The organism is Sporosarcina sp. SG10008 (assembly GCF_044569405.1).
Classification (GTDB): domain Bacteria; phylum Bacillota; class Bacilli; order Bacillales_A; family Planococcaceae; genus Sporosarcina; species Sporosarcina psychrophila.
On the sequence record NZ_CP172607.1, the window covers coordinates 3702529 to 3726365 of the forward strand.

General features: G+C 40.9%; 18 protein-coding genes, 1 pseudogene and 1 other annotated feature. Of the genes and pseudogenes, 2 read left to right on the plus strand and 17 right to left on the minus strand.

Translation table 11 applies throughout. The features are described 5' to 3' along the window. Positions 1–11: 11 nt before the first annotated feature. The 14 genes from ACGLYD_RS17325 to ACGLYD_RS17390 form a co-directional block, all read right to left on the minus strand. On the minus strand, positions 12–1505 hold the full coding sequence (locus ACGLYD_RS17325) for a nitrate/nitrite transporter (RefSeq protein WP_067213451.1): 1494 nt from the start codon (positions 1503–1505) through the stop codon (positions 12–14). Positions 1506–2362: 857 nt separating this feature from the next. Next, entirely contained in the window at positions 2363–2890 is a 528-nt protein-coding gene (locus tag ACGLYD_RS17330) for a hemerythrin domain-containing protein (RefSeq protein ID WP_342539228.1), read from the minus strand. Between the two features lie 18 nt (positions 2891–2908). After that, on the minus strand, positions 2909–3556 hold the full coding sequence (locus ACGLYD_RS17335) for a response regulator transcription factor (RefSeq protein ID WP_067213456.1): 648 nt from the start codon (positions 3554–3556) through the stop codon (positions 2909–2911). After that, entirely contained in the window at positions 3553–4626 is a 1074-nt protein-coding gene (locus ACGLYD_RS17340) for an ATP-binding protein (RefSeq protein ID WP_340742549.1), read from the minus strand. The genes ACGLYD_RS17335 and ACGLYD_RS17340 overlap by 4 nt, the downstream gene beginning before the upstream one ends. After that, on the minus strand, positions 4626–5090 hold the full coding sequence (locus tag ACGLYD_RS17345; RefSeq protein WP_340741024.1) for a GAF domain-containing protein: 465 nt from the start codon (positions 5088–5090) through the stop codon (positions 4626–4628). The genes ACGLYD_RS17340 and ACGLYD_RS17345 overlap by 1 nt, the downstream gene beginning before the upstream one ends. A 50-nt stretch (positions 5091–5140) precedes the next feature. Continuing rightward, entirely contained in the window at positions 5141–5821 is a 681-nt protein-coding gene (gene narI / locus ACGLYD_RS17350) for a respiratory nitrate reductase subunit gamma (protein WP_399629529.1), read from the minus strand. Next, positions 5814–6383 carry a nitrate reductase molybdenum cofactor assembly chaperone gene (gene narJ, locus ACGLYD_RS17355; protein ID WP_338654830.1) on the minus strand — a complete coding sequence of 190 codons (570 nt, stop codon included), beginning with the start codon at positions 6381–6383 and terminating at the stop codon, positions 5814–5816. The genes narI and narJ overlap by 8 nt, the downstream gene beginning before the upstream one ends. Beyond that, complete coding sequence (gene narH, locus ACGLYD_RS17360; protein WP_338654828.1) at positions 6376–7980, minus strand: nitrate reductase subunit beta; 1605 nt, start codon at positions 7978–7980, stop codon at positions 6376–6378. Before narH ends, narJ begins: the two co-directional genes overlap by 8 nt. Continuing rightward, entirely contained in the window at positions 7970–11644 is a 3675-nt protein-coding gene (locus tag ACGLYD_RS17365; protein ID WP_399629533.1) for a nitrate reductase subunit alpha, read from the minus strand. The genes narH and ACGLYD_RS17365 overlap by 11 nt, the downstream gene beginning before the upstream one ends. Positions 11645–11891: 247 nt before the next feature. After that, positions 11892–12098, minus strand: a complete 207-nt coding sequence (locus tag ACGLYD_RS17370; RefSeq protein WP_399629535.1) for a hypothetical protein — start codon at positions 12096–12098, stop codon at positions 11892–11894. Between the two features lie 47 nt (positions 12099–12145). Next, positions 12146–12844 carry an iron-sulfur cluster repair di-iron protein gene (ric, locus tag ACGLYD_RS17375; protein ID WP_399629538.1) on the minus strand — a complete coding sequence of 233 codons (699 nt, stop codon included), beginning with the start codon at positions 12842–12844 and terminating at the stop codon, positions 12146–12148. Positions 12845–13017: 173 nt separating this feature from the next. After that, positions 13018–14055, minus strand: a complete 1038-nt coding sequence (locus ACGLYD_RS17380; RefSeq protein ID WP_370569927.1) for a ribonucleotide-diphosphate reductase subunit beta — start codon at positions 14053–14055, stop codon at positions 13018–13020. Continuing rightward, the gene (locus ACGLYD_RS17385; RefSeq protein ID WP_067213478.1) at positions 14034–14474 is read right to left on the minus strand and encodes a flavodoxin; all 441 of its coding nucleotides are present in this window, start codon (positions 14472–14474) and stop codon (positions 14034–14036) included. The genes ACGLYD_RS17380 and ACGLYD_RS17385 overlap by 22 nt, the downstream gene beginning before the upstream one ends. Continuing rightward, entirely contained in the window at positions 14459–16681 is a 2223-nt protein-coding gene (locus ACGLYD_RS17390; RefSeq protein ID WP_342539233.1) for a ribonucleoside-diphosphate reductase subunit alpha, read from the minus strand. The genes ACGLYD_RS17385 and ACGLYD_RS17390 overlap by 16 nt, the downstream gene beginning before the upstream one ends. Positions 16682–17235: 554 nt before the next feature. Next, positions 17236–17439, plus strand: a binding site (T-box leader). Positions 17440–17501: 62 nt separating this feature from the next. Between ACGLYD_RS17390 and argS the strand changes: the two genes are divergently transcribed. Continuing rightward, positions 17502–19166: an arginine--tRNA ligase gene (gene argS / locus ACGLYD_RS17395; RefSeq protein WP_342539234.1), complete on the plus strand. Its 1665-nt coding sequence runs from the start codon at positions 17502–17504 to the stop codon at positions 19164–19166. A gap of 169 nt (positions 19167–19335) precedes the next feature. On the opposite strand, the gene ACGLYD_RS17400 is transcribed toward argS, so the two are convergent. The 3 genes and pseudogenes from ACGLYD_RS17400 to ACGLYD_RS17410 all read right to left on the minus strand — a co-directional run bounded on the left by ACGLYD_RS17400 (position 19336) and on the right by ACGLYD_RS17410 (position 22695). After that, on the minus strand, positions 19336–19653 hold the full coding sequence (locus ACGLYD_RS17400) for a hypothetical protein (RefSeq protein WP_399629542.1): 318 nt from the start codon (positions 19651–19653) through the stop codon (positions 19336–19338). Positions 19654–20112: 459 nt separating this feature from the next. Continuing rightward, positions 20113–21285: pseudogene (locus tag ACGLYD_RS17405) on the minus strand (IS3 family transposase). 951 nt (positions 21286–22236) lie between these two features. Further along, positions 22237–22695, minus strand: a complete 459-nt coding sequence (locus ACGLYD_RS17410) for a YrvL family regulatory protein (protein WP_399629545.1) — start codon at positions 22693–22695, stop codon at positions 22237–22239. A gap of 270 nt (positions 22696–22965) precedes the next feature. Here ACGLYD_RS17410 and ACGLYD_RS17415 point away from each other — a divergent pair, with 270 nt between their 5' ends. After that, positions 22966–23355 (plus strand): hypothetical protein, encoded by a 390-nt coding sequence (locus tag ACGLYD_RS17415; protein WP_399629548.1) that lies wholly within the window; start codon positions 22966–22968, stop codon positions 23353–23355. The last annotated feature ends 482 nt before the right edge of the window (positions 23356–23837 follow it).

The following is a 23837-nucleotide window of genomic DNA, read 5'->3' on the forward strand; positions in this document are numbered from 1 at the left end:
CGGATGCCCTCTTAGCCTCGCGGCGTTATATCACTGAATGTGCCGACGTAACGAGTTACATCTCCGGAACCATCCTTCACCGCGCTAATTGACAGCAGTTCAAGGTATTCTTCGCCATTTTTGCGTTTATTCCATATTTCACCTTGCCATAATCCATCTTGACCAATTTGACTCCACATAGACGTGTAGAATTCTTTCGAGTGTCTACCTGAACTGTACATATTCGGATTACTTCCAATCACTTCTTCTTCGGTATATCCTGTCAGCCTTGTAAAAGCAGGATTCACAGACTGAATTGTTCCCGAAGCATCTGTTACAAGAATCCCTTGACCCGTTGAATTGAAGACTTCTGCAGACATGCTAAGTCGATCCATATAATAAAGCCAAATGACAAGGACCAAGCTCGCAAGTGCAACTTGAGAGAATGCCATGAAACCGATTGAATAGGAACCTGTCATCGAATGAATAATCGATAGTAGTAAAGGTGGGAAGAATCCTCCAAGCCCCCCCATCATCGATACAATCCCATTAGCAATACCAGCTTGTTTGTTGAAGTAAAACGGAACGAGTTTGAAGATTACACCATTACCTATTCCTGCTGCAACAGCAATTAACATACTTCCCGCTGTATATAATGCAATAGTAGGTGAAAACGCGAGAATAATAGCCGCAAATGTAAGTCCCGCAAAGACACCCATCAATAAGAACAACGGTTGGAATTTGTCAGCAAGCCATCCTCCGACCGGGCGCAGGAATGTTGCCACTGCAATGAAACCCGCAGTCCGCATTCCTGCATCCACTTTTTCCAGTTCGAAGTACGTGACCAAAAAGTTCGGTAAAAATATTGTAAATGCAACAAATGAACCGAATGTAATGAAATAAAATAATGAGAAGAACCACAGTTTTTCATTTTTATAAACGCCTTTAATTTGCTCAAGTATCGGTGTTTTCACTTTCACTTCTTGCTTGTCACCAAATATGAAATTCAAGGCCGCGAAGATAAGCAACAGTACGAGATAGAATTTGACGGTCATTGACCAACCGACTTGCGTGGCAATTACCGGTGCAGCAAACGTTGAAATTGCAGTACCCATATTCCCCATACCGTAAATACCATTGACGAGACCATGCTTCTCTTTCGGGTAATACTTAGGTAGCGATGTTACACCCACTGAGAATACAGCCCCCCCGATTCCGAGGAACGTACCGCCAACGATCAAATCCGCGAACGTTGAAGCAGCACTTATGTAAAATACCGGAAACAGGAGTAATATGAAACTCACAAAAAAGATAATTCTTGCGCCAAATATATTTGCATAATAGCCAAGTGGAATTCTAAGGATAGATCCCAAAACGACCGGAACAGCAGTTACAATCGCAAGTTTTTCGGCAGGAATAGCAATATCTTCCCGGATGAATGGCAATAGTGAGGATATGAGTACCCATACCATAAAACCGACTACTAAGTTCGCCGTCTGTAATGGAAGTTGTAATTTTTTATTCATTCAAATCAATCCCATCATTGTATTTTGAATGAAACCGACATTGATTCCCTGCTTTAATTATAATTGAATTAGTTCAGTGTAAAATAGTAGGTAGACCCCGATAACCTATAAGGGTTTTCCCTACATCTAGCAATTTACATACATATGTTGATCATCCAAAGACAACCAGTAAATAACTTAAGCCAACACTAGGCACTTCGTGTACAGTCACTTTTGGATTACTTTGGATTGAACGACCTCTAAACGATTATCGAAATATTTCTACACACTTTTTTCGGTAATCGTATGGTGCTTATTCATCCATCGCTCTCCAAATGAATAAGTCCACAAAGTGCTAAATCTTTTCGGGAAGAAAGAATAGCGGGCTTCTTATCTCGATAGTAGCCGCCAAAGTACAATTTTGGCGGCTGAAGCCTTCTCCATAGTCTTGTCTTTTTTAGTTAAGGAAGAGTCACTCTCTTATAGTTCATCGCATGAGAAGATACATACTCTTTACTACAAGTAAGCAAGGAATACATTGTGCAAAGTACTAGAGTGCCCGAAATTGTATCTTCGGGCACTTACAACCTTTATAAAAAGTTATCTATTCTTTTTTTCTAAAATAGCTGTATTTTTTACTTGAACGTTATAGGAACGCGATAGGCAACTAGTCGTAACAGGATTACCGAAAAATATGTGGCTAGGGATGACGAAGTCATTTCTAGCCACATTTGTCTCTCGGTAAAGATGTCATGAATAGTTCTCCTAAATCGGACCGGAAATGATCCAGTGAAAATGGTGTTTTTCAAGCCTTTCTTACCTGTTCTTTATGCAAGATAATGGTTAATCAATAGACGCGCTATCTACGTTATATATGCTTAAAGAATCGGAGTATATAATTGTTCATAGAGTTTATCCTGCTCTTTGATAGTGAGGATATTATTAACCATTAAAAATAGTACAGATTCTTCTTTCACAAAATGAACAGTGATAACCTCAAATGCTTCTGCGGCGTCTTGAACTACCTTCTTCATTTCCTCCAGCGTAAAGTGGTTTACATCACCGCGTGTGTGATGAAGAAAATGACCGATGTAGGCATCAATTTCACCATGTTCTTCCTCCGTTGCATTGACTGGTCCCTGTTCTGAACCGACGTATTGGGCAAGCATTGGGAACAAAAATTCTTCTTCTTTGTCTGTATGATTCTTTAACGGTTCAATGAAATCAACGATGAGTTTCCGAAGTGACTTCAGTGCTTCATGGCCTTCTATGACAGTATAGATATCCCGTTCAAAAGCCAGAACAATTGTATGCCAGCCACTCATTAAATACTCTAAATAGCGATGTTCATTTTCAAGCACACGTAAAGCTGGTAAGTCGAACTTGAACTTTTGTGCCTCAGCCATTTGAAACACACCTTTCTGCTAAAAGTTTAATAGTTTTTTACGTAACGCATATTCAACGAGTTCAGGCCTGCTTTTCAACTGCAGTTTTTCCATAATCCTAGCTTTGTGCGCTTCGACAGTCTTAACAGAAATATATAGTTTCTCTGCAATTTCTTTGTTTCCAAACCCTTTTGCCGCAAGCGGAAGAACTTCAATTTCGCGTTTTGTTAAGATCTTGAAAGGATCATCTTCTACCACTTCCGTGCCCTTTTTAACAAACTCACGGACAAGTGAAGTGGTCATAGCAGGATGAATATACGTATCACCGGCGTGAACTGTACGTATTGCGGCAAGTAATTCACCATCGGGCGCATTTTTTAGAACATAGCCCGATGCTCCATTTTTTAACACATGAAATAAATATTCTTCATCATCATGCATTGTCAAAATAAGAATTTTTGTTTCTGGAAAATCTTCATTAATTTTACCGGTAGCAATTAGACCGCTCTCTCCGGGAGGCATGCTTAAATCCAACAGCAATACATCTGGTCGGTACTTTGCGACTAAAGCATATGCTTCTAGACCATCTGCGGCAGTGGCAACGACTTCCATATCACTTTGGAAATTCAGGATATGCATAAATCCACTACGAACGACGGCGTGGTCATCCGCAATAATTATTTTCATTTGTTATCCTCCCCTTCCTCAGACGCTCTAAGTGGGATTTCCAATCGTACAGAAGTACCTTTACCAATACTCGATTGAATAACGAACTGGCCATTCACCAGTTCTGCTCGTTCTCTCATTCCATAAAGGCCAAGACCCGTACCAATTGGATTGATTTTATTTTTATCAAATCCTGCACCCTTGTCATACACACTCAATTCAAGGTTTCCTGAACGTTCAAACAACCGAACGTAAACTTCATCCGTTTCTGCATACTTAAGCGCATTGAGAATGGACTCCTGGCAAATCCGATAGACAACTGTCTCAATTTCACCTTCATATCTTTTAGCTTCAAGTTCAGCAGTAAAATGAACGATTAATCCATAATTTTTCTCAATCCATTTAAAATGTGTCCTAAAAGCAGCTTCGAGGCCAAGGTCATCTAAAGTAGCTGGTCGTAACTCAACAGACAAGTGACGAATATCATCCAGTAAACGCATCAATGAGCCTTCCGCTTGTTGAATCTTTTTGAGTACTTCAGAATCGACATTCATGTACTTCAACACACGCAAGTCAACAAGGGAACTTAACATTTCCTGTGCTACGCTATCATGTAATTCCCTCGACAACCTCTTGCGTTCATCTTCTTGTGCTTTAATGACATTTTTCATCATGGTTTTCTGGTTAAGTGTTTCTTGTGTCTTGTACTGCTTCGTCAAATCTCTCAACATGAAGACACGAATTCCATTTTCTTCATCGATGGTCTGATAACTTGCCGTGTACGGAGTTATTCCTTTGCCTTGCGTGTCCAGGTAAACTTGAAATGAGCTGAAATCTTTTTGTGGACTTACCAAATAGCAGGATAGGCATGTCTGAAGTTCCGATTCACTTGTATACCCTTTACAAGACATGCAAATTGCTTTTACATCTCCCGCAATCATTCCATTCAGTACTTCCGCACCTATAATAAGTTCCGCTGCACTATTCATAGCAATTACTTTTCCAGCTGAGTCAAAAAAGAAGATGGCCTCAGCTGAATTGTCGTACATTTTCATTAACAAGTCTGTCAACTGAAAACTCCCGATTTGCATCACTGTTTTACCATCTCCTTATTATAATACGGACCGAATCTCAGGCCGACATGATTTATAAAGCCTGAAAATTCTTCTGCAGTCATCCTTTTTCCCTCTCGATAAGCTACTAGTAACACACCATGGACGCGATTATATTTATAAAGAGGTATCGCTCCAAAACTTTTTAAGTCTTCTGCAATAATAATTGGATAGTTAAACAGATCCATTGAATCAAGTTCCAGGTCTCTATCGTGAACAAAAAATGGTTTTCCTGATTTAAAAACATGCCCTGCAACGCCTTTTCCAGTTTGCAAAGTGATACGTTTATATCGGTTGCTACGATTGCCTGTTACGTATTTCCATTTCTGGACGAAACGCATTTCCGCTGACTCAACAAGTGCCAGAGCGACAAAGTCGAAACCAAAAATCGATTGTAACCGTTCTATTTCTTGCTGATAATCAAATCTTAATTGTTCATCCATTGCTATTTCTCCCTATATAGAAAAAAGGCAAAGCTGCCTTTTTTCGTTCATTAGTTTTCACGGTGCCTTCTATACAGGATATAGCTTCTTCCTACATAATTCAACGGTACACTCCAGACGTGAACCAATCTGGTAAACGGCCACATTGCAAAAATGAGGAACCCAGATAAAACATGAAGCTGAAATGCCAGTGGTACACCTATCATATAGGCACCTTCCGGTCGAAAAATCAGCAAGGAACGGAACCATATTGAAATTGAACTTCGGTAATCAAATTCTGGCTGTGTAATACTAGTTGCAATTACACTGTACATACCGATGAATACGATGAACAGCAATAGGGAGTTGACGATTAAGTCTGATGCAGATGACAACTTACGTACGCTTTTTAATGCAAAACGGCGATATGTCAAAATAAACATCCCCGCAAATGTGACGACACCAAAAAATCCTCCACCCCAAACAGCGCCCATATGATACATATGATCACTAACACCAAGTGCTTGCGTCCATTCCTTCGGGACAGCAAGCCCCACGACATGGCCCGCTATTACGGGCATGATGCCAATATGGAACAGTAAACTACCTATCATCAGTTGTTTCTTTTCTATAAATTCACTTGATTTTGCAGTCCAGCCAAACTGGTCGTTCCGGTATCTGAAAATATGCCCTACAACAAATGTTGCCATACACAGATAAGGGATAATGACCCATAGAAATTGATTAGCCATTTGTAGGCGCCTCCTGACGAGCACATGACTTAAAGGTTTCCCTCATCCCCTTAATTAGATGGAAATAGGGACTATTATATTTCTCCAGCGCTTTTAACAGATGATATGTTCCGTCTTCCAAAACAGCGAGTAACATACCAAAACTTTGTTCTGCCCTCGGGTCACCTATCCATTCGCATGCGTAGATAAATTCACACATAAGCGGCAAGAAGTCGGACAGTTCACCGTCTGGCATATTCAGGCCAAACATTTCATAAAGCACTTTTAATTTAGCAAGCATTTGACCGCGATCTTTCGCATCCTGATACTTTACGTAAGTCATGAACAGCGTTGAATCCGTTTGGAAATCAAACGTATATGTATACATTTCCTGGATATCATCAAAGCTGTAGTCATGCATTAACTCCCAGTAAGTTTTAATATGCACATACGCCGGATGGGAAGAGTCAACTGACTCTTCCATGACTGACGGATGAAAGTTTATCTTTTCCGGGTACGTAAGTTGCTGTGCGAAGAAGCCAAATGTGTGTTTTTCGTTATACAGCTTCTGCAGATCAATCACGCCAAATCCCCCCGTAAAAGTTCTCTTCGTAAATTTCTTTACCTGACTTCGCTTGTGGTTGTGTACCACAACCATCACAGCTACTATCTTCTTGTTTTATACCTGCGTAGTTGTATGGACTTTCTGAAGTACCCATACTGTAGTCGCCCATTTCCACATAGCCTTCAGATCCTTGTGAACGGTATGCATTCATATGACCTTCTTTATGTGCTGTCGGGATAACAAAGCGATCTTCGTACTTTGCAATCGCCAGAAGTCTGTACATTGACTTCGTTTGATGAGCAGTCAGACCGACACGTTCTAGACGTGATTCATCGAATTCTTTACCAGATGACATGGCACGCATGTATGAACGCATCATTGCCATTCTTTGCAGTGCACCTTTCACTGTTTCGGTATCTCCTGCTGTAAGCATATTTGCGAGATACTGAATCGGAATACGCATTTCCTCAATTGCTGGGAAAATCATATCAGGATTCTTAATCGAGTCTTTACCTTCAAAATAGTTCATGATTGGGCTCAATGGCGGGACATACCATACCATCGGCAACGTGCGGTATTCAGGGTGAAGCGGGAAGGCAAGTTTATATTCAATTGCTAGTTTATAAACCGGTGAATTTTGTGCGCCTTCAATCCATTCTTCGGAAATACCATCTTTTCTAGCCTGAGCAATAACTTCCGGATCATTTGGATCGAGGAATAAATCAATTTGCGCTTTGTACAAATCTTTTTCGTTCGGTGTAGAAGCCGCTTCTAAAACGCGATCTGCGTCATATAAAAGAACACCAAGATAACGGATTCTGCCTGTACACGTTTCAGAACAAACCGTTGGTAGTCCCGACTCAATCCTCGGGAAACAGAATGTACATTTCTCGGCTTTATTTGTTTTCCAGTTAAAGTAGACTTTCTTGTATGGACAACCGGTCATGCAATAACGCCAGCCTCGACACGCTTCTTGGTCTACGAGGACGATTCCATCTTCATCGCGTTTGTAGATGGCGCCTGATGGACAGGATGCCACACAACTCGGATTGAGACAGTGCTCACAGAGTCTTGGCAAGTACATCATAAATGCTTGTTCAAAGTTAAATTTAATTTCTTCTTCTATCTTTTCAATATTAGGATCCATTGGTCCCGTAATGTGAGCCCCAGCAAGTTGGTCTTCCCAGTTTGGGCCCCATTCTAGATCAATGTATTCTCCTGTCACAACAGACTTTGCACGAGCAACGGGCGTATGTTTACTGTCTGGTGCCGAAGTCAGTTTTTCATAGTCATATGTCCATGGTTCGTAATAGTCCTTCATTTCAGGCATATCCGGGTTATAGAAAATCTTCCCTAGAGCAATTTTTGATAGCTTCGAACCGGATTTCAATTCGAGTTTACCTTTTTTATTAATTTGCCATCCGCCTTTATAAAGCTCCTGGTCTTCCCAGCGTTTTGGATAGCCTATCCCCGGTTTTGTTTCGACGTTATTAAACCACATATACTCTGCACCTTCACGGTTTGTCCACGTCGTTTTACACGTAACACTACATGTATGGCAGCCAATACATTTATCCAGATTCATTACCATTGCAACTTGTGCTTTAATTTTCAAGCCAGTTTACCTCCTTCATCTTACGGACTGCAACGTACTCATCTCGCTGATTTCCGATTGGTCCGTAGTAGTTGAATCCGTAACTGAGTTGCGCATAGCCGCCAACCATTTGCGTCGGTTTCATGTGAATTCGCGTCGGCGCGTTATGGCTTCCGCCTCGTTCCTCTGAAATTTCAGAGCCTGGTACTTGAATATGCTTGTCTTGCGCGTGATACATGAACATGGTTCCTTTAGGTATTCTGTGACTGACTACGGCACGTGCAGTAACAACACCGTTTCGGTTGTAAACTTCAAGCCATTGGTTGTCGTCAATACCATGCTCTTCGGCATTTTCACTGGAAATCCAGACAGTCGGTCCCCCACGGAATAACGTCAGCATATGCTGGTTGTCCTGGTACGTCGTGTGGATATTCCATTTACCATGCGGCGTCAAATACCTAAGTACAAGTGAATCTTGACCGCCTATGATTTTTTTGTCTCGCGGTCCGAATACCATTGGTGGAAGCGTCGGTTTGTAAACGGGTAGACCTTCTCCGAAATCCAGGAATAATTCATGGTCAATGTAGAAGTGCTGTCTTCCGGTCAATGTCCTGAACGGAACCAGTCGTTCGATATTTGTCGTAAAAGGCGAGTAACGGCGCCCAAGTTTATTCGAACCGGAGAATACTGGTGTCGGTATGACTTCACGCGGCTGTGCAGTAATGCTTGCAAACGTGAAGCGCTCTGCCGCGCGATCGGCTGAAATATCTTTCAGTTCAACGCCGGTATCTGCTTCTGCTGCTACGAAAGCCTTTTGAGAAACGCGACCATTCGTTGCAGAAGATAGTGTCAGCATTGCTTCTGCCGCATGTTTTGCTGTGTGCAGTTTAGGCAATCCGTTTTTGATAGATTCATCGAAATAGGTGCCGTTGATGCCCTTCATCATTTCATATTCATCGGCTACAGAAAAACTGACGCCGTGCGCTCCCACTTTACCAGTCGATAATAATGGTCCAAGCGTGACGTATTTATCATAAATTTGTGTATAATCACGTTCGACAATTGTCATAGCTGGCATTGTTTTACCCGGTATCGCTTCAACTTCACCTTTTTTCCAGTCCTTCACTTCGCCATAAGGCTGAGCAATTTCCTGGATAGAATCATGCGCAAGCGGTGAAGTTACAAGGTCTTTATAAACGCCTGGAAGATGAACTTTTGCCATTTCCGAGAATGTTTCCGCAAGTGCGCGGTAAATATCCCAATCAGAACGAGATTCCCAAAGCGGGTCAACTGCTGGGTTGAACGGGTGAACAAATGGATGCATATCTGTTGAAGAAAGATCGTGTTTCTCATACCAAGTTGCTGCTGGAAGAACGACATCTGCGTACAACGGAGTTGTTGTCATTCTGAAATCCAGTGCCACAAGAAGATCGAGTTTTCCTTCCACATCATCGCGCCAAACAATTTCTTCAGGCTTAACATCTTCATTTGGTGTTGCAAGCAGAGCGTGGGAAGCGCCGAATAAATGTTTCATAAAGTATTCCTGACCTTTTGCAGAACTCGACACTAAGTTGGAACGCCAAACAAATAGAGAGCGCGGGAAGTTTTCCGGTGCATCCGGATCTTCAATTGCAAATTTTGTTTCGCCTGACTTGATTTGTTCCAGTGTATAATTAACGATTTCCTGTGTTGTTGTTTTTCCTTCTTTGGCTGCCTCTTCTGCAAACGTCAGGCTGTTCTTGTTGAACTGAGGGTAAGATGGCAACCAACCAAGTCGTGCAGCCAAGACGTTATAGTCTGCAGGATGCTGATAGCGGGCTTTTCCTCCTGTCGGTGACATAAGAAGATCCGCGCCCATTTCCTCGTACTTCCATTGATCAGTTGCAAAATAGAAATAAGATGTCGCGTTTTGAAGTCGCGCCGGCGCTTGCCAGTCACGTGCAAATGCGATTGTGCTCCACCCTTCAATCGGACGGCATTTTTCTTGACCAACGTAATGGGCCCAGCCACCACCATTAACGCCTTGACAACCAGTTAACATAACGAGGTTAAGGATCGATCTATAAATGGTGTCACTGTTAAACCAGTGGTTAATACCCGCTCCCATAATAATCATCGAACGGCCGCCTGTTTCAAGCGCATTATGTGCAAATTCCCGCGCGATTTGGGTAACCAGTTCAGGTTTAACACTTGTGATTTTCTCCTGCCATGCTGGCGTGTAGAATGATTCTGCGTCGTCATAACCAGATGCTTCGAGATCACTACCAATCCGGTTTACACCATACTGGCTGAGCATCAAATCGTGAACAGTTGTTACAAGACTTTCGGTTCCGTCTGCAAGTGTTACTTTTTTCACCGGAATCGGACGTTTGAATGTTCCGTTTGACACATTGTCAAAGAATGGGAAAACAATTTCTTTCCATTCCGCGCCATGATCGGCCACTGACAAGGCCGGTTCAACGCGTGTTCCGTCTACATTATCAAGAATTAGATTCCACTTCTTGTCCTCTTCCCAACGTTGTCCCATCGTACCGTTCGGAACAATAATTTCATTTGTCGTTTCATCAAAAATAACCGGTTTCCACTCAGCGTGCTGGGATGCTTGCGCTATATCACTTGCCCGTAAAAATCGACCCGCTTTATAAGAATCTTCATGTGTATCGAGTGTTATCAGGAAAGGCATATCTGTATATTGTTTCGCGTAATTCAAGAACATCGGCTCTTTACGCTGTTCATAAAATTCATCGAGAATGACGTGCGTCATTGCTTGAGCAACTGCAGCGTCCGTTCCGGGATTTGCCGCAATCCAGTCATCCGCATGTGTAACACTTTCTGCGTAATCCGGGGCCACAGAAACTACTTTCGTTCCTTTGTAGCGCACTTCTGTCATGAAGTGAGCATCTGGCGTTCTTGTTAGCGGTACATTCGATCCCCACATAATGATGTAACCAGCGTTAAACCAATCACTCGATTCAGGGACGTCTGTCTGCTCACCCCAAATTTGTGGAGAAGATGGCGGTAAATCCGCATACCAGTCATAGAAGCTAAGCATTTCGCCGCCAAGAAGAGAGAGGAATCGTGCACCTGACGCATAGCTGACCATTGACATTGCTGGAATCGGTGTAAATCCAGCTATCCGATCGGGACCGTACTTTTGGATTGTGTAAATAAGCTGTGCCGAAATCATTAAGGTGGCATCTCTCCAGTTAACCCGGACATGGCCGCCTTTTCCGCGCGCTTTTTTATATTCATCTGCCTTATTAGGATCTTCTACGATGCTAGCCCATGCTTTTACAGGGTCTTTCAGTTCAGAAACTGCTTTAGTCCACATACGCCATAACTTCCCTCGTATGTATGGATACTTCACGCGAAGCGGGCTATATTCATACCAGGAAAATGAAGCTCCACGGGGACATCCACGCGGTTCAAATTCAGGCATATCAGGGCCACATGAAGGATAATCAATTTGCTGGTTTTCCCAAGTAATAATGCCGTTTTTCACAAATACTTTCCAACTGCATGACCCTGTACAGTTCACGCCATGCGTTGTCCGAACCACTTTGTCATGAGACCAACGTTGGCGGTACATATTTTCCCAATCTCGACTTTTTTCTTCTAAAATTGACCAATTTCCTGAAAAACGTTCAACTGGCTTGAAATAATTAAGTCCAAATTTTTTCTTCATTGGAATAGCTCACTCCTTTTTAGAATAACTAACGATCTATGACGGGAATCAAAGACTTATTCATTCACATACTATTAATTTTAAGAATAATCCTGATTCTTTCCTAGTAGGGATGTGCCTATTTGATGTGGGGAATACCCTTATAAAAAGAAAAGCGGAAAGCGCCCGGAGCTAACCAACGTTCCATGTTGAAAATCTATAGTTTCTATCTTCAAATTAAAAAGCCGCCTACTCTGCCCATTACGGACTAGATTAAGCGACCTTTTTCGAATCGATATATACGTGTTATTACTTTCTCTGTCTCTATCAGTATTGCTCCAAACTTACCGAGCACCCTGGCGAACGTTAAAACGACCCCCGCTAGCAAACCTAGCCATGCAAGTGGTTTCATACTATCCCAGACTCTTTCATATCTATTTCTATAGTCATAACGTACTTCGCTAAACCATTCCACATAAAAAACCACCTTTGTAGATAGGTGGTTTTTTGTCCTTTAATCAATCACAGTGCGACACGGACACGGTCGAATAAGTTGTTATTTTCGAGATGGACATGTTCAAATGTGTCTTTTTCAAGTTGTGCAAGACGTGCGTACACAAGCCTATACGTTCCGCAGGCTTCGTCTGGTAGCGTGAAATTATTCGTTAGATCACGTATTTCAAATAATAATTTTCCTGCGTGTTCGTGCTCTTGCTCAAGTTCCTTTACAAGCGGCTTAACCTTTTCTTTCAATTCAGGTGTAGGATTTTCTAAAAACTCCAGAATTAACGGAAATACATTGGCATCTTCGTCTGCCGTGTGATCAAGAAGTTCACTTCGTAATTCTTTAAAGTTTTCTTGAACGCGAAGAAGATGCGGATGATTTTCTCCATGGACACGGGCAACCTTTGTAATGTACGGTGCGAGAAGCGGTAATTCTTCCCGTAGCCCAGTATGATACTTTTCTTGAATATAGGAGACGAGCGTTTTTGAACCGAATGACGTTGGATCGATGCCACTTTGCTGCTCGCGTTTCTCCTCTATTTTTTTGACACTATTTAGAACCTCTTCAGGATTGAGTTTTCGTTCTTTAGCTGCATCTTTAAGAGCAATTTTTCCACCGCAACAGAAATCGATGCGCAAACTTCTAAACAAATCAGCACTTTGAGGGAGCTCCGTGACGATATCACAAACTTGTGTATCAAGTGTTAGTCGACTCATAATTTTTTCCTCCTCTGCTTGTTTTAATGAGAATTATTCTCACCCTTAGTTTACAAGGCAGCCATTCGTACCGATAGTAGGGTTTGCCCTATTTAAGATACTACATCCCCATTCAAATCCCTTCTTACTTGAAAAAAAAACGCACACGATTTTTCCCGTGTGCGTTCATATACTTACAAATCATCAAATCCATTAAGATCGCTTGTTTTGACGTATTGACGTGATGATTGTTCAAAGAAGTCGGTTTTTGTATCGTCGAAGCTGTCGACATATGCACGAATCCATTTCATTGGGTTGTCAGTGAACTCCGGATAAATTTCACTAAGTCCGAGCATGCGAAGCATTTTGTTCGCGCGATATTTCACATAGCCTTCCATTTCGGCAAGTTCGATACCTTCAATATCCGCTAGTACGTAACGGCTCCAGATGACTTCCTGTTCGACCGAATGTTTGAACTGATCGTAAATCCAAGCCGTAAATTCATCTGTATTTTGTTCAGGGTTTTCTGCAAGTGCTGCGCGGAAAATGTCACTAATTGCTTTCCCATGTTGCAATTCATCACGATTAATATACGAAATCATTGTCGAAGTACCGACCATTTTCTGATTGCGTGCGAGATTGTAGAAGAATGCGAATCCACTATAGAAAAATAGCCCTTCAAGCAGCGTCGTATAGACCATCGCTTTCAATGCTGATTCGATTGTCGGACGCTCGGCGAAGTCATTGTATACTTCTACAATGCGCTCATTCCGTTTCAATAGCACTTCATCTGAGCGGCCCATTTCAAATGAAGCCATCTGCTTATTAAGTGTCGTAACGGAAGATAGTACGTACGCATAGCTGTGATTATGTTCACTTTCTTGATCGGCAATTGTGGCCATAATTGATTTAACAGAAGGATCGGTTGTATAATCCGCCATTTTCAAAGCGATTGTCGTCTGTGGTCCGTCAAGTGTCGCGAGTAAGCCAATAATTTTAAGAAATGCGTCTTGTTCCGGCTTTGTCAGCGTCGAGAATTGCTTAACGTCTTGTGTCATATCGACTTCATTGGCCGTCCAGAATAGTGAACGGATTTGTTGACGCAATGTATAGAAATGGGGATGTGCGATGTCATTCCAGTTGAGGATACCACTCGCCTTGCCCCCGAAAATAGCCGTTGATTTGTTTGGATGTGCAGGTTCCAAGACCTTCACTCGTTTAAGTTTTTCCAATTTCTGATGACTCCCTTCGACCATTCAATTACTTTTTCTTGCTGTATGCCACGTGGACTTTGTTCGATTTTAAGCGGCTCATAAGGGGATGCGTAAAACCGCGCTAACTTCACCGCTGCGTGGCAGAATAATGCATCGCCGCCAAATTGGGTATCACCCGTTCCGAAGACGTATACATTATCCGGTTTATACCCCACATCCGCTACAAAGTCTTTTACTTCGTCAGGCGTTGAGCCTTGCTCCCACGTGAATGACCCCAAGAGCATCGCATCGAAATCACGAGGGTTCGGAATGACGCCCCCACCGATTCGAAACGTTGTAACAGCTATATTTTCCGCTACTAGCGTTTCTTCAATCATTTCAGCAACTTCCTGCGTGTTTCCGCTCCACGATGCGTAGACGATTAAGAATGACACCATTCACACTCTTCGATATCCGTCGCAGTTGAACGTGTGTAGTATGTCGTTTTCATACCAGACTTCCACGCTTGCAAATGAAGTTCAAGCAGAACCGATGCACGAATTGAATTCGGAACATAGATGTTGAAAGAAATTGCTTGGTCAATATGGCGCTGTCTTGCTGCGTTTTGTTTGATTGACCAACGCTGATCGACAATATAAGCGGAGCGTCGATAGACGTCATATGTGTTGTGATTAAGGTCAGGCGCAACAACTGGAAGCTTATAATCTTTCTTTTCTTCATGATAAAACGGTTTGAAAACCGGATCAATTGATGCAGTTGATCCTGCGATAATAGACGTCGAGCTATTCGGTGCAATTGCCATCAAATAACCATTTCTCATACCATTTGTTGCAACATCGATGCGGAGTTCATGCCATTCCTTCGAGTCATAGTTCTTGTTGTCGAAATAAACGCCAGACTGCCATTCGGATCCTTCATATAATGGGTACGATCCTTTTTCAGTAGCCAGTTGCATCGAAGCTTTAATCGTCAAATAAGCTATTTTCTCATATAATTTATCAGCGTAATCCACTGCTTCGTTTGATTCCCATTGAATGTTTTGCAAGGCAAGCAAATGATGCCAGCCAAATGTCCCTAGACCGATTCCACGGTAACGCGCGTTAGTTCGTTGCGCTTGGACAACCGGTATTTTATTAAGATCGATGACGTTATCAAGCATGCGCACTTGAATTGTAATGAGTCTTTCCAAAACGCTTGCTGGAACAGCTCGTCCCAGGTTAATGGATGATAAATTACAGACGACAAAATCGCCCGGTTTTGAACGCGTGACCACGATATCGTCTTCGAGCGTAACAGACTCGAATTCAGTCGGGCTCATATTTTGCGTGATTTCTGTGCAAAGATTCGATGAATAAATCATGCCTTCATGTTTGTTAGCATTCGCACGGTTCACTTCATCACGGTAAAACATATACGGCGTTCCCGTTTCCAATTGGCTACGCATAATCCGTTTCATAAGATCGATAGCAGGAACGATTTCCCGACTAAGTTCAGGATTATTAACACACTCTTCGTATTTCTCACGGAACGAACCTGCCCCTTTTGTTTCATCGTAAAAGTCCTCTAGTGAATAACCCATAACCACCCGAACTTCATGCGGATCAAACAAGTGCCAGTCCCCACGTGCATCAACTTGTTCCATATAAATATCAGGAAGGCAGACGCCCGTGAAAATATCGTGTGCGCGCAAGCGGTCGTCTCCGTTGTTTAACTTGAGGTCAAGGAACGTAAAAATGTCTTTGTGCCAAACATCGAGATAAACGGCGATTGCACCTTGTCGCTGACCAAGTTGGTCAACACTTACTGCCGTGTTGTTCAACTGCTTAATCCATGGAAGTACGCCACTTGAAGCGCCTTTAAATCCACGAATGGATGACCCACGACTGCGGACTTTCCCCATGTAAACACCAATGCCGCCACCGTATTTCGACAAGTTAGCTATATCCGTATTGCTGTCATAGATGCCTTGCAAAGAATCGTCGACCGTATCGATAAAGCAACTTGATAACTGGCCGTGCGGTTTTCCAGCATTCGACAATGTCGGCGTTGCAACCGTCATATAGAGACTGCTCATCGCCCAGTATGATTCCGCTACTTTTTCAAGCCGGTTAGTTGTCTCATCCTGCATCAATGTCATCGCAATAACAAGCCAGCGCTCTTGCGGAAGTTCAACCGATTGTTTGCTAAAGTCAACAGCGACATAACGGTCCATAAGTGTTTTCAAACCGATATATGTAAATAGCTTGTCCCGTTCTGGTTCGATTAGATTACCGAGAATAACAAGATCTTCGCGTGAATACTTTTCAGTTAAGACGGGTGTGTATAATCCCTGCTCGACTAGACGGGCAACGTTTTCAGCAAAATCCGTATAGACCTTTGCACCGCGAAGCTGAGCTTGACGATTGTAAACATCACGTAAGTGAATTCGGGCCGCAACGAAAGTCCAGTACGTCGATACCTCATCGATATTGCTGAGCGTTTCTAGAATCATCGCTTTTGTCCATTCTGATGCGCTTGCTCCAGGATGACGCTCATTCCATTTTTCACTTGCAGCAAATAATGGACGAATCTTCTCCCCACCAAACTCGTTCTGTAAGTCTTCCAATAGCATCTGCGTACTCGTCTTAGTAATATTCATTGTCATTTTCATCGGCTCCTTTATCAAACCTAATTTTTCTATTTCCAATAAAAAACGATAATCCCACCTTTTTCAGGCAGATCCATCGTTTATGAGTTTTATTTACTGAGGGATAATTTGTTGGCTGTAGTTAGGAGTCAAGAACTTATTTGACACTCTAAATTCCTATTTGTCAACAATACAGCTTTCGTTCAATTTCGCCACTAACACTATATGTAGTGTCTTAATCATTATACTTACCCTAACATGTTGTGGTCTAATCGTAAATAGGGAAAAAGTTTACTTGCCCTACCATCAATAACTTATCCACATATCCACAGTCATTTTCTCGTGTCGCTTTGACCGTCATCATCGTCATTCTTGCAAATGATACACAAGTTATAAACATTAATTTAAAATCTAAAAAAATATCCTTTTTTCCCGATGTCGGTTCTATTTTGTCATTCAGCACTAAATGCAGTGTTCTACACATAGTTTAGAAGTTAACTCCAAACAGTTTTCACTTGTGAATTATTGTTACTTTCAATTGACAGCCAATCACCATTTTGATACATTCAACTACAACATCTGTGATGAAGAGAGTAGCAATGATTTCTTTTTCAGCGAACTGGGGAAGGTGGAAGCCCGGTAAAGAATACTTGTGAACCGCACTTCGGAGATGCTTTTCCAAGCGTTTTAGAAAAGCCGGTGTCTCGCCGTTATGAGGAAGTGGCCCTATACGGGCAATTTGAGTGGTACCGCGGAAGTAAGCTTTCGTCTCATTAATTTGAGATGAGGGCTTTTTTTTACGCTTTTTTAGTTCAATCAACCAAAAGGAGTGTTGACAATGAAAATGGATGTCTTGCAAGTGCTGCAACAATTTAGTCCGATTCCATTGGATGAAAACATGCTAGAAAAGCCTGTCCATGCACATTTAGGCGATTTGGCTTTACCATGCTTCCCATTCGCAAAGGAACTTAGAAAATCGCCTGTTGTCATTGCCAATGAAATCGCCCTGGCAATCGAACATCCGCTAATTCGTAAAGCAGAAGCCGTCAACGGATATGTGAATATCTTTCTGAACCGTACTACAATTACCAGTGCCCTACTGCAGAAAATTCTGGATCCATCCGTTTCCTATGGGTCATCTAATGAAGGAAATGGCGGGATTGTCACAATCGATTTATCTTCCCCCAACATTGCCAAACCATTTTCCATGGGGCATTTGCGCTCCACCGTCATCGGAAATTCGATTGCACTACTACTCGAAAAGAATGGTTTTAAGACCGTAAAAATCAATTACATCGGAGATTGGGGCACACAGTTTGGCAAGCTACTGACAGCCTACCGGAAATGGGGCAACGAACAAGAGGTCCAGCAAGCTCCAATCCAGACGTTGTTAAAACTGTACATCCGATTCCATGAAGAAGCAGAGCACAATGATTCGCTTAACGCTGAAGGCAGAGCAGCATTCAAATCCCTGGAAGACGGTGATAAGGAAGCACTGGCTTTATGGAAGTGGTTCAAAACGGAATCCCTCAAGGAATTTCAACGCATTTATGATTTGCTGGGTATTACCTTTGATTCCTATAACGGCGAGGCCTACTATAATGACAAGATGGAACCCATCGTTAAGGAAATAGCAGATAAAGGACTCTTAATAGAATCAAATGGTGCACTCGTGGTTGAACTGGGTGAGGATATGCCACCTTGTTTGATTATGAAATCAGATGGCGCGACGTTATACGCCACACGCGATTTAACCGCTGCAATCGATAGAAAAGAAACGTATGATTTCGTGAAATCTCTCTATGTCGTTGGAAATGAACAAAGTCTCCACTTCACACAATTCAAGAAAGTACTCGGTAAAGTGGGCTACGAGTGGGCAGACGATATCCAGCACATTCCTTTCGGTCTCATATTAAAAGCCGGAAAAAAGATGTCCACCCGCAAAGGGAAAATTGTTTTGCTAGAGCAAGTTTTGAATGAGGCGATTTCACTTGCACAGTCGACAATTGAAACGAAGAATCCAAACTTAGCGAATAAAGCGCAAGTCGCTGAAGAAGTTGGCGTCGGTGCCATCATTTTCGGTGACCTGAAACAACATCGCAAACACGATATCGAATTTAACTTAGAAACAATGCTCCAGACAGAAGGTGAAACCGGTCCCTACGTCCAATATGCTTTCGCACGGGCCAAATCAGTGTTAAGAAAAGCTGGTGACATACAGCCGTATAGCGTGGATGACGTCAATGATTTCGAATGGGCAATCATTCGAGCATTGGAGCAATTCCCACAAACAGTCAAGCGCGCTGCGGATGATTTAGATCCTTCCATCATCGCAAAATATGCAATCGATCTCGCTCAAACGTTTAGCTCGTTTTACGGGAATGTCAAAGTGCTTTCCGATGCTGATCATCTGCCATACAGAATTGCGCTGATCACGAGTACGGCGATTGTCTTGAAAGAGGCGTTACGATTGTTAGGTATGAAGGCACCTGAGGAAATGTGATTGGAAATAAATCATACCGAAGTCAACAGGTCCGTTCAGCGGTAAAAAAAACAGCAAAAAGCGCTAGTGAAAACGCCAAACATTTACGTTTGGCGTTTTCACTAGCGCGATCCATTAAATCCTCTTGTTGAATTCTTGTTCTTTGTTCAACTAACTATCATTAATTGAGCTAGAATGGATTTATTCCTTTAATAAAAGGAATAAAGACGACATAAGCCGAGACAATAAAAAGTACCCAAAAAACCTTGGATTTCATACGTTTTTTAAACAATTGGTTATTTTCATTTGTAAATAGTACACGGATTGTTGTATAGAAAAAATACAAAAGATACGACAACCCGAACCAATTAACCCATACGTTCCCCATAAAACTAATCCCGAATTTCTCATAAATTACTCCTAATACATTTTCAGTTAGGATGAAACCAATAGCCAAATAAATTAACACTTTAAAAAATTTAATAGCATCCCTTTTCAAAGCTGACAATTTTATTCCTCCTTACTCATCTATTATATTAGGCCAAAATACGAATCTCTTTTCCAACTCTTTTTCTCCTATTGTTCAAAAACTTATTTGGTATATTCTTTGTAGCACAGTATCTGTTTTTTGAACTCTAAGTATTTGTACCCTATCAAACCTCTCCTACTTCTTAATCGAATCTTATATATGTTGAACTAATGATTCTATATAATCTCCAGCGAAGGTGCCTCATAGGGGTAGCCGAAGCAATAAGACTAACAGCGGTTTTCTGTCTGGCTTATTGTGGGAGGCATCCTCAAGCGCCAAGCGTTGTTGAGAGGATTCTCTATGTCAATATTTATAGTCATTGGAACGTATCACTAACCACAAATTATACCACTTTCTTCCAACACGAACCTGTACAAAATTAAAAAACCACCTGAGTAGACTGACATAGCGATATGAGACACATATAAAACACCTTTATTAGGCTGCCGTGACACCATACTTTATGGGTGTTAGGTAGCCTAATTTTTCTTGGATACGTTCTTCATTATAATAATTTAAATAGGTAATTACCCGCTCAGTTACGTCTTGATTACGTAATGGATTAAATTTAACATATTGAAATTCCTCAGACTTCAAGTTCGAATGAAAAGATTCAATCACCGCATTATCCCAACAGTTTCCTCTACGCGACATACTGCTGGCGAGGTCGTTATCCTTAATGCAGGCCTGGTACGCATATGACGTGTAGACACTTCCTTGATCTGAATGCACAATCACGCCTTGAGGGTGATTACGGACAGCTATCGCCGCCTTTAACGTGTCAATCACGAGCGAGGTTTGTTGATGATCGTATAATTTGTAAGCGACAATTTCGTTCTTGAATAAATCCATAATAGTCGAAAGATATTTTGTAGTACTGCCATATTGGATATATGTGATGTCTGTCACCCACTTCTTGTTCGGTTTACTAGCCGTGAAATCGCGAAGAAGGTTAGGGGCAATTATGATACTTTCACCTTGGGATTTCCACTTCCGTTTTGGCTTGATTCGACACTGTAAGTTATGCTTTTGCATGAGGTTCTGAACTGTATTGCGATTCAATTCTATATTATATTTCTGCTTCATTCTGCTTCATCATAGCCTTTATTTTTCGATGACCATCCCGATACCTAGTGCTTTTATACAGTTCCATAATGGCTTCCTCTTCTACTGAAAGCGGCTTATTGATAGCTTGAAGACACCATCTATAATAGTTCTCCCGTGGTACTCCTAACGCGGACAAAATGGCTGTAATCGTGTACTTCTTTTTAAGTTTCTCTACACTCTGTAGTACTATTTCTTTTTTAACTCCCTTTCGATCTCCATGTACTTTTTCAAGATTTCGTTCTCCATCTTCAAATGAGATAATTGACGTTCCCGCTTGTCGTCTTCACTGGCTAACTCGGGACCGTGACCAAATGTATATTGTTTACCGATTGGCTGATCAAATCGATAAATTTCATTCGCACGGTACCATTTCATCCAAGTTTCAACCTGTGATTTATTTTTGATTCCGTGTTTTTCCATAATTTCATTAGTTGTCAATTCACCACTTAGTTTATCTTTAACAACTGCCCATTTAACTTCGCTTGAATATACGTTTTTGCCCATGCAAAAACACCTTCGGAGTGGTACATTTTACAAATGTACCACTCCGAAGGTGTTTTATATTGTCTCAATAATTTAGGTTAGTCCACTTTCGCTTTGCGCAAAAAGGATTTTTTTCATGCTGCTAATCTTTTGAAGATCCCGTATCGGTTCAACGAATTTCATGCTTTCAGTACACTTCCTCACGTATTTTAACGTACAAACCTCAATCTAACTTAAGATAATATTAACATGCATTAAGTTAGATTCAAATTGACGACGAAAAAAATACAAGGATAAAAAACATCCTAAACCCTTTTGTATCAAGGGTTTAGGATGTTTTTATGAATCTAACATATTTACATTGTGTTAGATTTGAAAGTATCTAACTCATCACTCAATAAGATAAAACTGCCATGTAAAAGGCAACCGATTGTTCTACTAAAGCCCCCGACAGTAAAGTAGTTTAATAATCCGGCTTATGTAATTTTAAAAGCCCTAAAAATTCTCCTTTTGTATAGACATATACTGTTGGCTTAGGAGTATTTTCTGTCGCAACTTCGTTTTCTAACTGTACGTGATTTACATTTAATTTTCTAATAACATACATAATACCTTCGTACTCACCCTGTCAGAAATTATCCAATGCAACAAAATTATAAATCACGTTAAATGTTTCAATGTCCATTATTTCACTGTCAATAAAATCACCAAATTTATTTATACTGAAATCATCCTCATTCATTACTTTACCCCCTAATTTAACAAAGGCATTTCTTAAAGCTCTGTAATTTCTGACACCACAATAGATTAAAAAGTACCCCTTTTGAAATATAAGAGAGTTTTATTACAAATCGAACATATTTCCATTGTGTTAGATTCATTTTGTTTTCTTGAGCAGAATTTAATAAACCTATTGTTCTAATTCAAAAAGTCTACCATTTAATTTAATTAAAAATACCGATTTCATTATTCTTAATCTTCTAGTTTATTATGTAATTCCTCGTATTCTTTGCTATCAATCATTGGAGGTTCGGAATCATTTTCCTTTAATTCCCGACTAATAATCCCACTTATCAGAGCAAATAATAATGCGCCCTGCCAAGAAATCATGATAGTTTCCATGAAATGATCAATAGTTGCAATTAATATAAAAGCTAATCCTATATCTAATATAAATGACAACCATCCCTTACTCGATTCAATAACTCCAACAGTTTTTAGAGCTCTTGGTATATTATCTGCAATAAGCGAAAGTGGTACTTCTAGGAATAAGTAAATTAAAAAGAAAATTACTAAAGCACCAAATGAATCATATTGCAATCCTAGTAATTTTAATAATACAAATTCAAACAAGACAATTCCCAATAAAATAAAGGCTACTATAAGCCCACAAATCACAATTGTTTTGACCTTGTTCACATGTCTCCCCAAAATAACATACTCCTTCTTGGTTAATTATTTACCTAACAAACATGCCGAACATTTGTCGAACGTGACAAAAACCGCTCCCCCCCCAAGTTCAAAAGCAAAAAAATCTCCGCCTGCAGCCGTTATTTTTTCCTAATGCTTTTTCATGATAAAGGACACTTCTACTATTAATTAGAAATCCCTTTATAAATTAGTCCATTAGGTTAATTCACCCTTGGTTCAGGTGATATAATCAAATCTTATGGAAAAATTAAGTAAAAGGGAGGCTATTCATTGAGTTGGAGAGATATTAAAATTGATCACATTGATTATGTAGAGAAGTGTGTAGGTGAGTTCGAAATTACTGCTCTACGTTTTTTTAAAAAGGTATACGAAGGAGATACTATCCATTACGGTGCTTTTAAAGTGAAGGTTTATGAGAACCAAAATATTCAACTTAGACCTTATGAGAGTAATGGATTTACAGGGTTTACGAATCTTAGATTAAAGGATCCAATGGGATTAGGTGGCTATGAAGGTGGAATAGGATTTGGGATGACTGTAGAACAAGCTCTGGATGAAACAGTACGTAAATTTTTGGGGAATATAATGGATTATAAGGCTGAGAAGAAAATGGGTCTCTGTAAAGAGGATTTTGTTCTAATAGATTATAATGAATTTTAAAGGAAAAAAAGTCCTTGGAGAGCTTCAGAATTCGTCCTGTGCGCTTTAAGGGCTTTTTGCTTAGAATTTTATATGTGATTTTTCTTGAAAGGACTTCAAAAGGCTTGTAGACACTTTTGAAGGTTTGATTTTCGGATTTTAGAATGAGTTCTGTTTCTCTTGATTTCCTCCACTTGTTAGTTAATTCGATTTATTTGAGTTAACTATTAAAAATCGCAGTTTACCAGTGGTTATCGAGGTTTACTGTCAAGTTCAGAAATTTTTAGGCTCATATATCCTGATCCTCGTTCTTGTACTTGGCATGGATGTATGAAGAATGCACCATCGGTTGACATAACACTCGTTCACGGAAGTAGTTACCTCCATTACACAATAAAAAAATGCCCTGTAAAGGCAGCTGAATCTTAAACTAAATCACCTCGTTAGTTTAATAAAAACAGAGACGCTTAATTAAACAATCGCGGCCGTTAGCTGCATAGTAG

Coding starts and splice junctions, on each gene's coding strand:
- ACGLYD_RS17325 (WP_067213451.1), bottom strand. CDS start 1,505: ATGAATAAAAAATTACAACTTCCATTACAGACGGCGAACTTAGTAGTC.
- ACGLYD_RS17340 (WP_340742549.1), bottom strand. CDS start 4,626: ATGCAAATCGGGAGTTTTCAGTTGACAGACTTGTTAATGAAAATGTAC.
- ACGLYD_RS17365 (WP_399629533.1), bottom strand. CDS start 11,644: ATGAAGAAAAAATTTGGACTTAATTATTTCAAGCCAGTTGAACGTTTT.
- narI (WP_399629529.1), bottom strand. CDS start 5,821: ATGGCTAATCAATTTCTATGGGTCATTATCCCTTATCTGTGTATGGCA.
- ACGLYD_RS17385 (WP_067213478.1), bottom strand. CDS start 14,474: ATGGTGTCATTCTTAATCGTCTACGCATCGTGGAGCGGAAACACGCAG.
- argS (WP_342539234.1), top strand. CDS start 17,502: ATGAAAATGGATGTCTTGCAAGTGCTGCAACAATTTAGTCCGATTCCA.
- ric (WP_399629538.1), bottom strand. CDS start 12,844: ATGAGTCGACTAACACTTGATACACAAGTTTGTGATATCGTCACGGAG.
- ACGLYD_RS17335 (WP_067213456.1), bottom strand. CDS start 3,556: ATGAAAATAATTATTGCGGATGACCACGCCGTCGTTCGTAGTGGATTT.
- ACGLYD_RS17330 (WP_342539228.1), bottom strand. CDS start 2,890: ATGGCTGAGGCACAAAAGTTCAAGTTCGACTTACCAGCTTTACGTGTG.
- ACGLYD_RS17345 (WP_340741024.1), bottom strand. CDS start 5,090: ATGGATGAACAATTAAGATTTGATTATCAGCAAGAAATAGAACGGTTA.
- ACGLYD_RS17390 (WP_342539233.1), bottom strand. CDS start 16,681: ATGACAATGAATATTACTAAGACGAGTACGCAGATGCTATTGGAAGAC.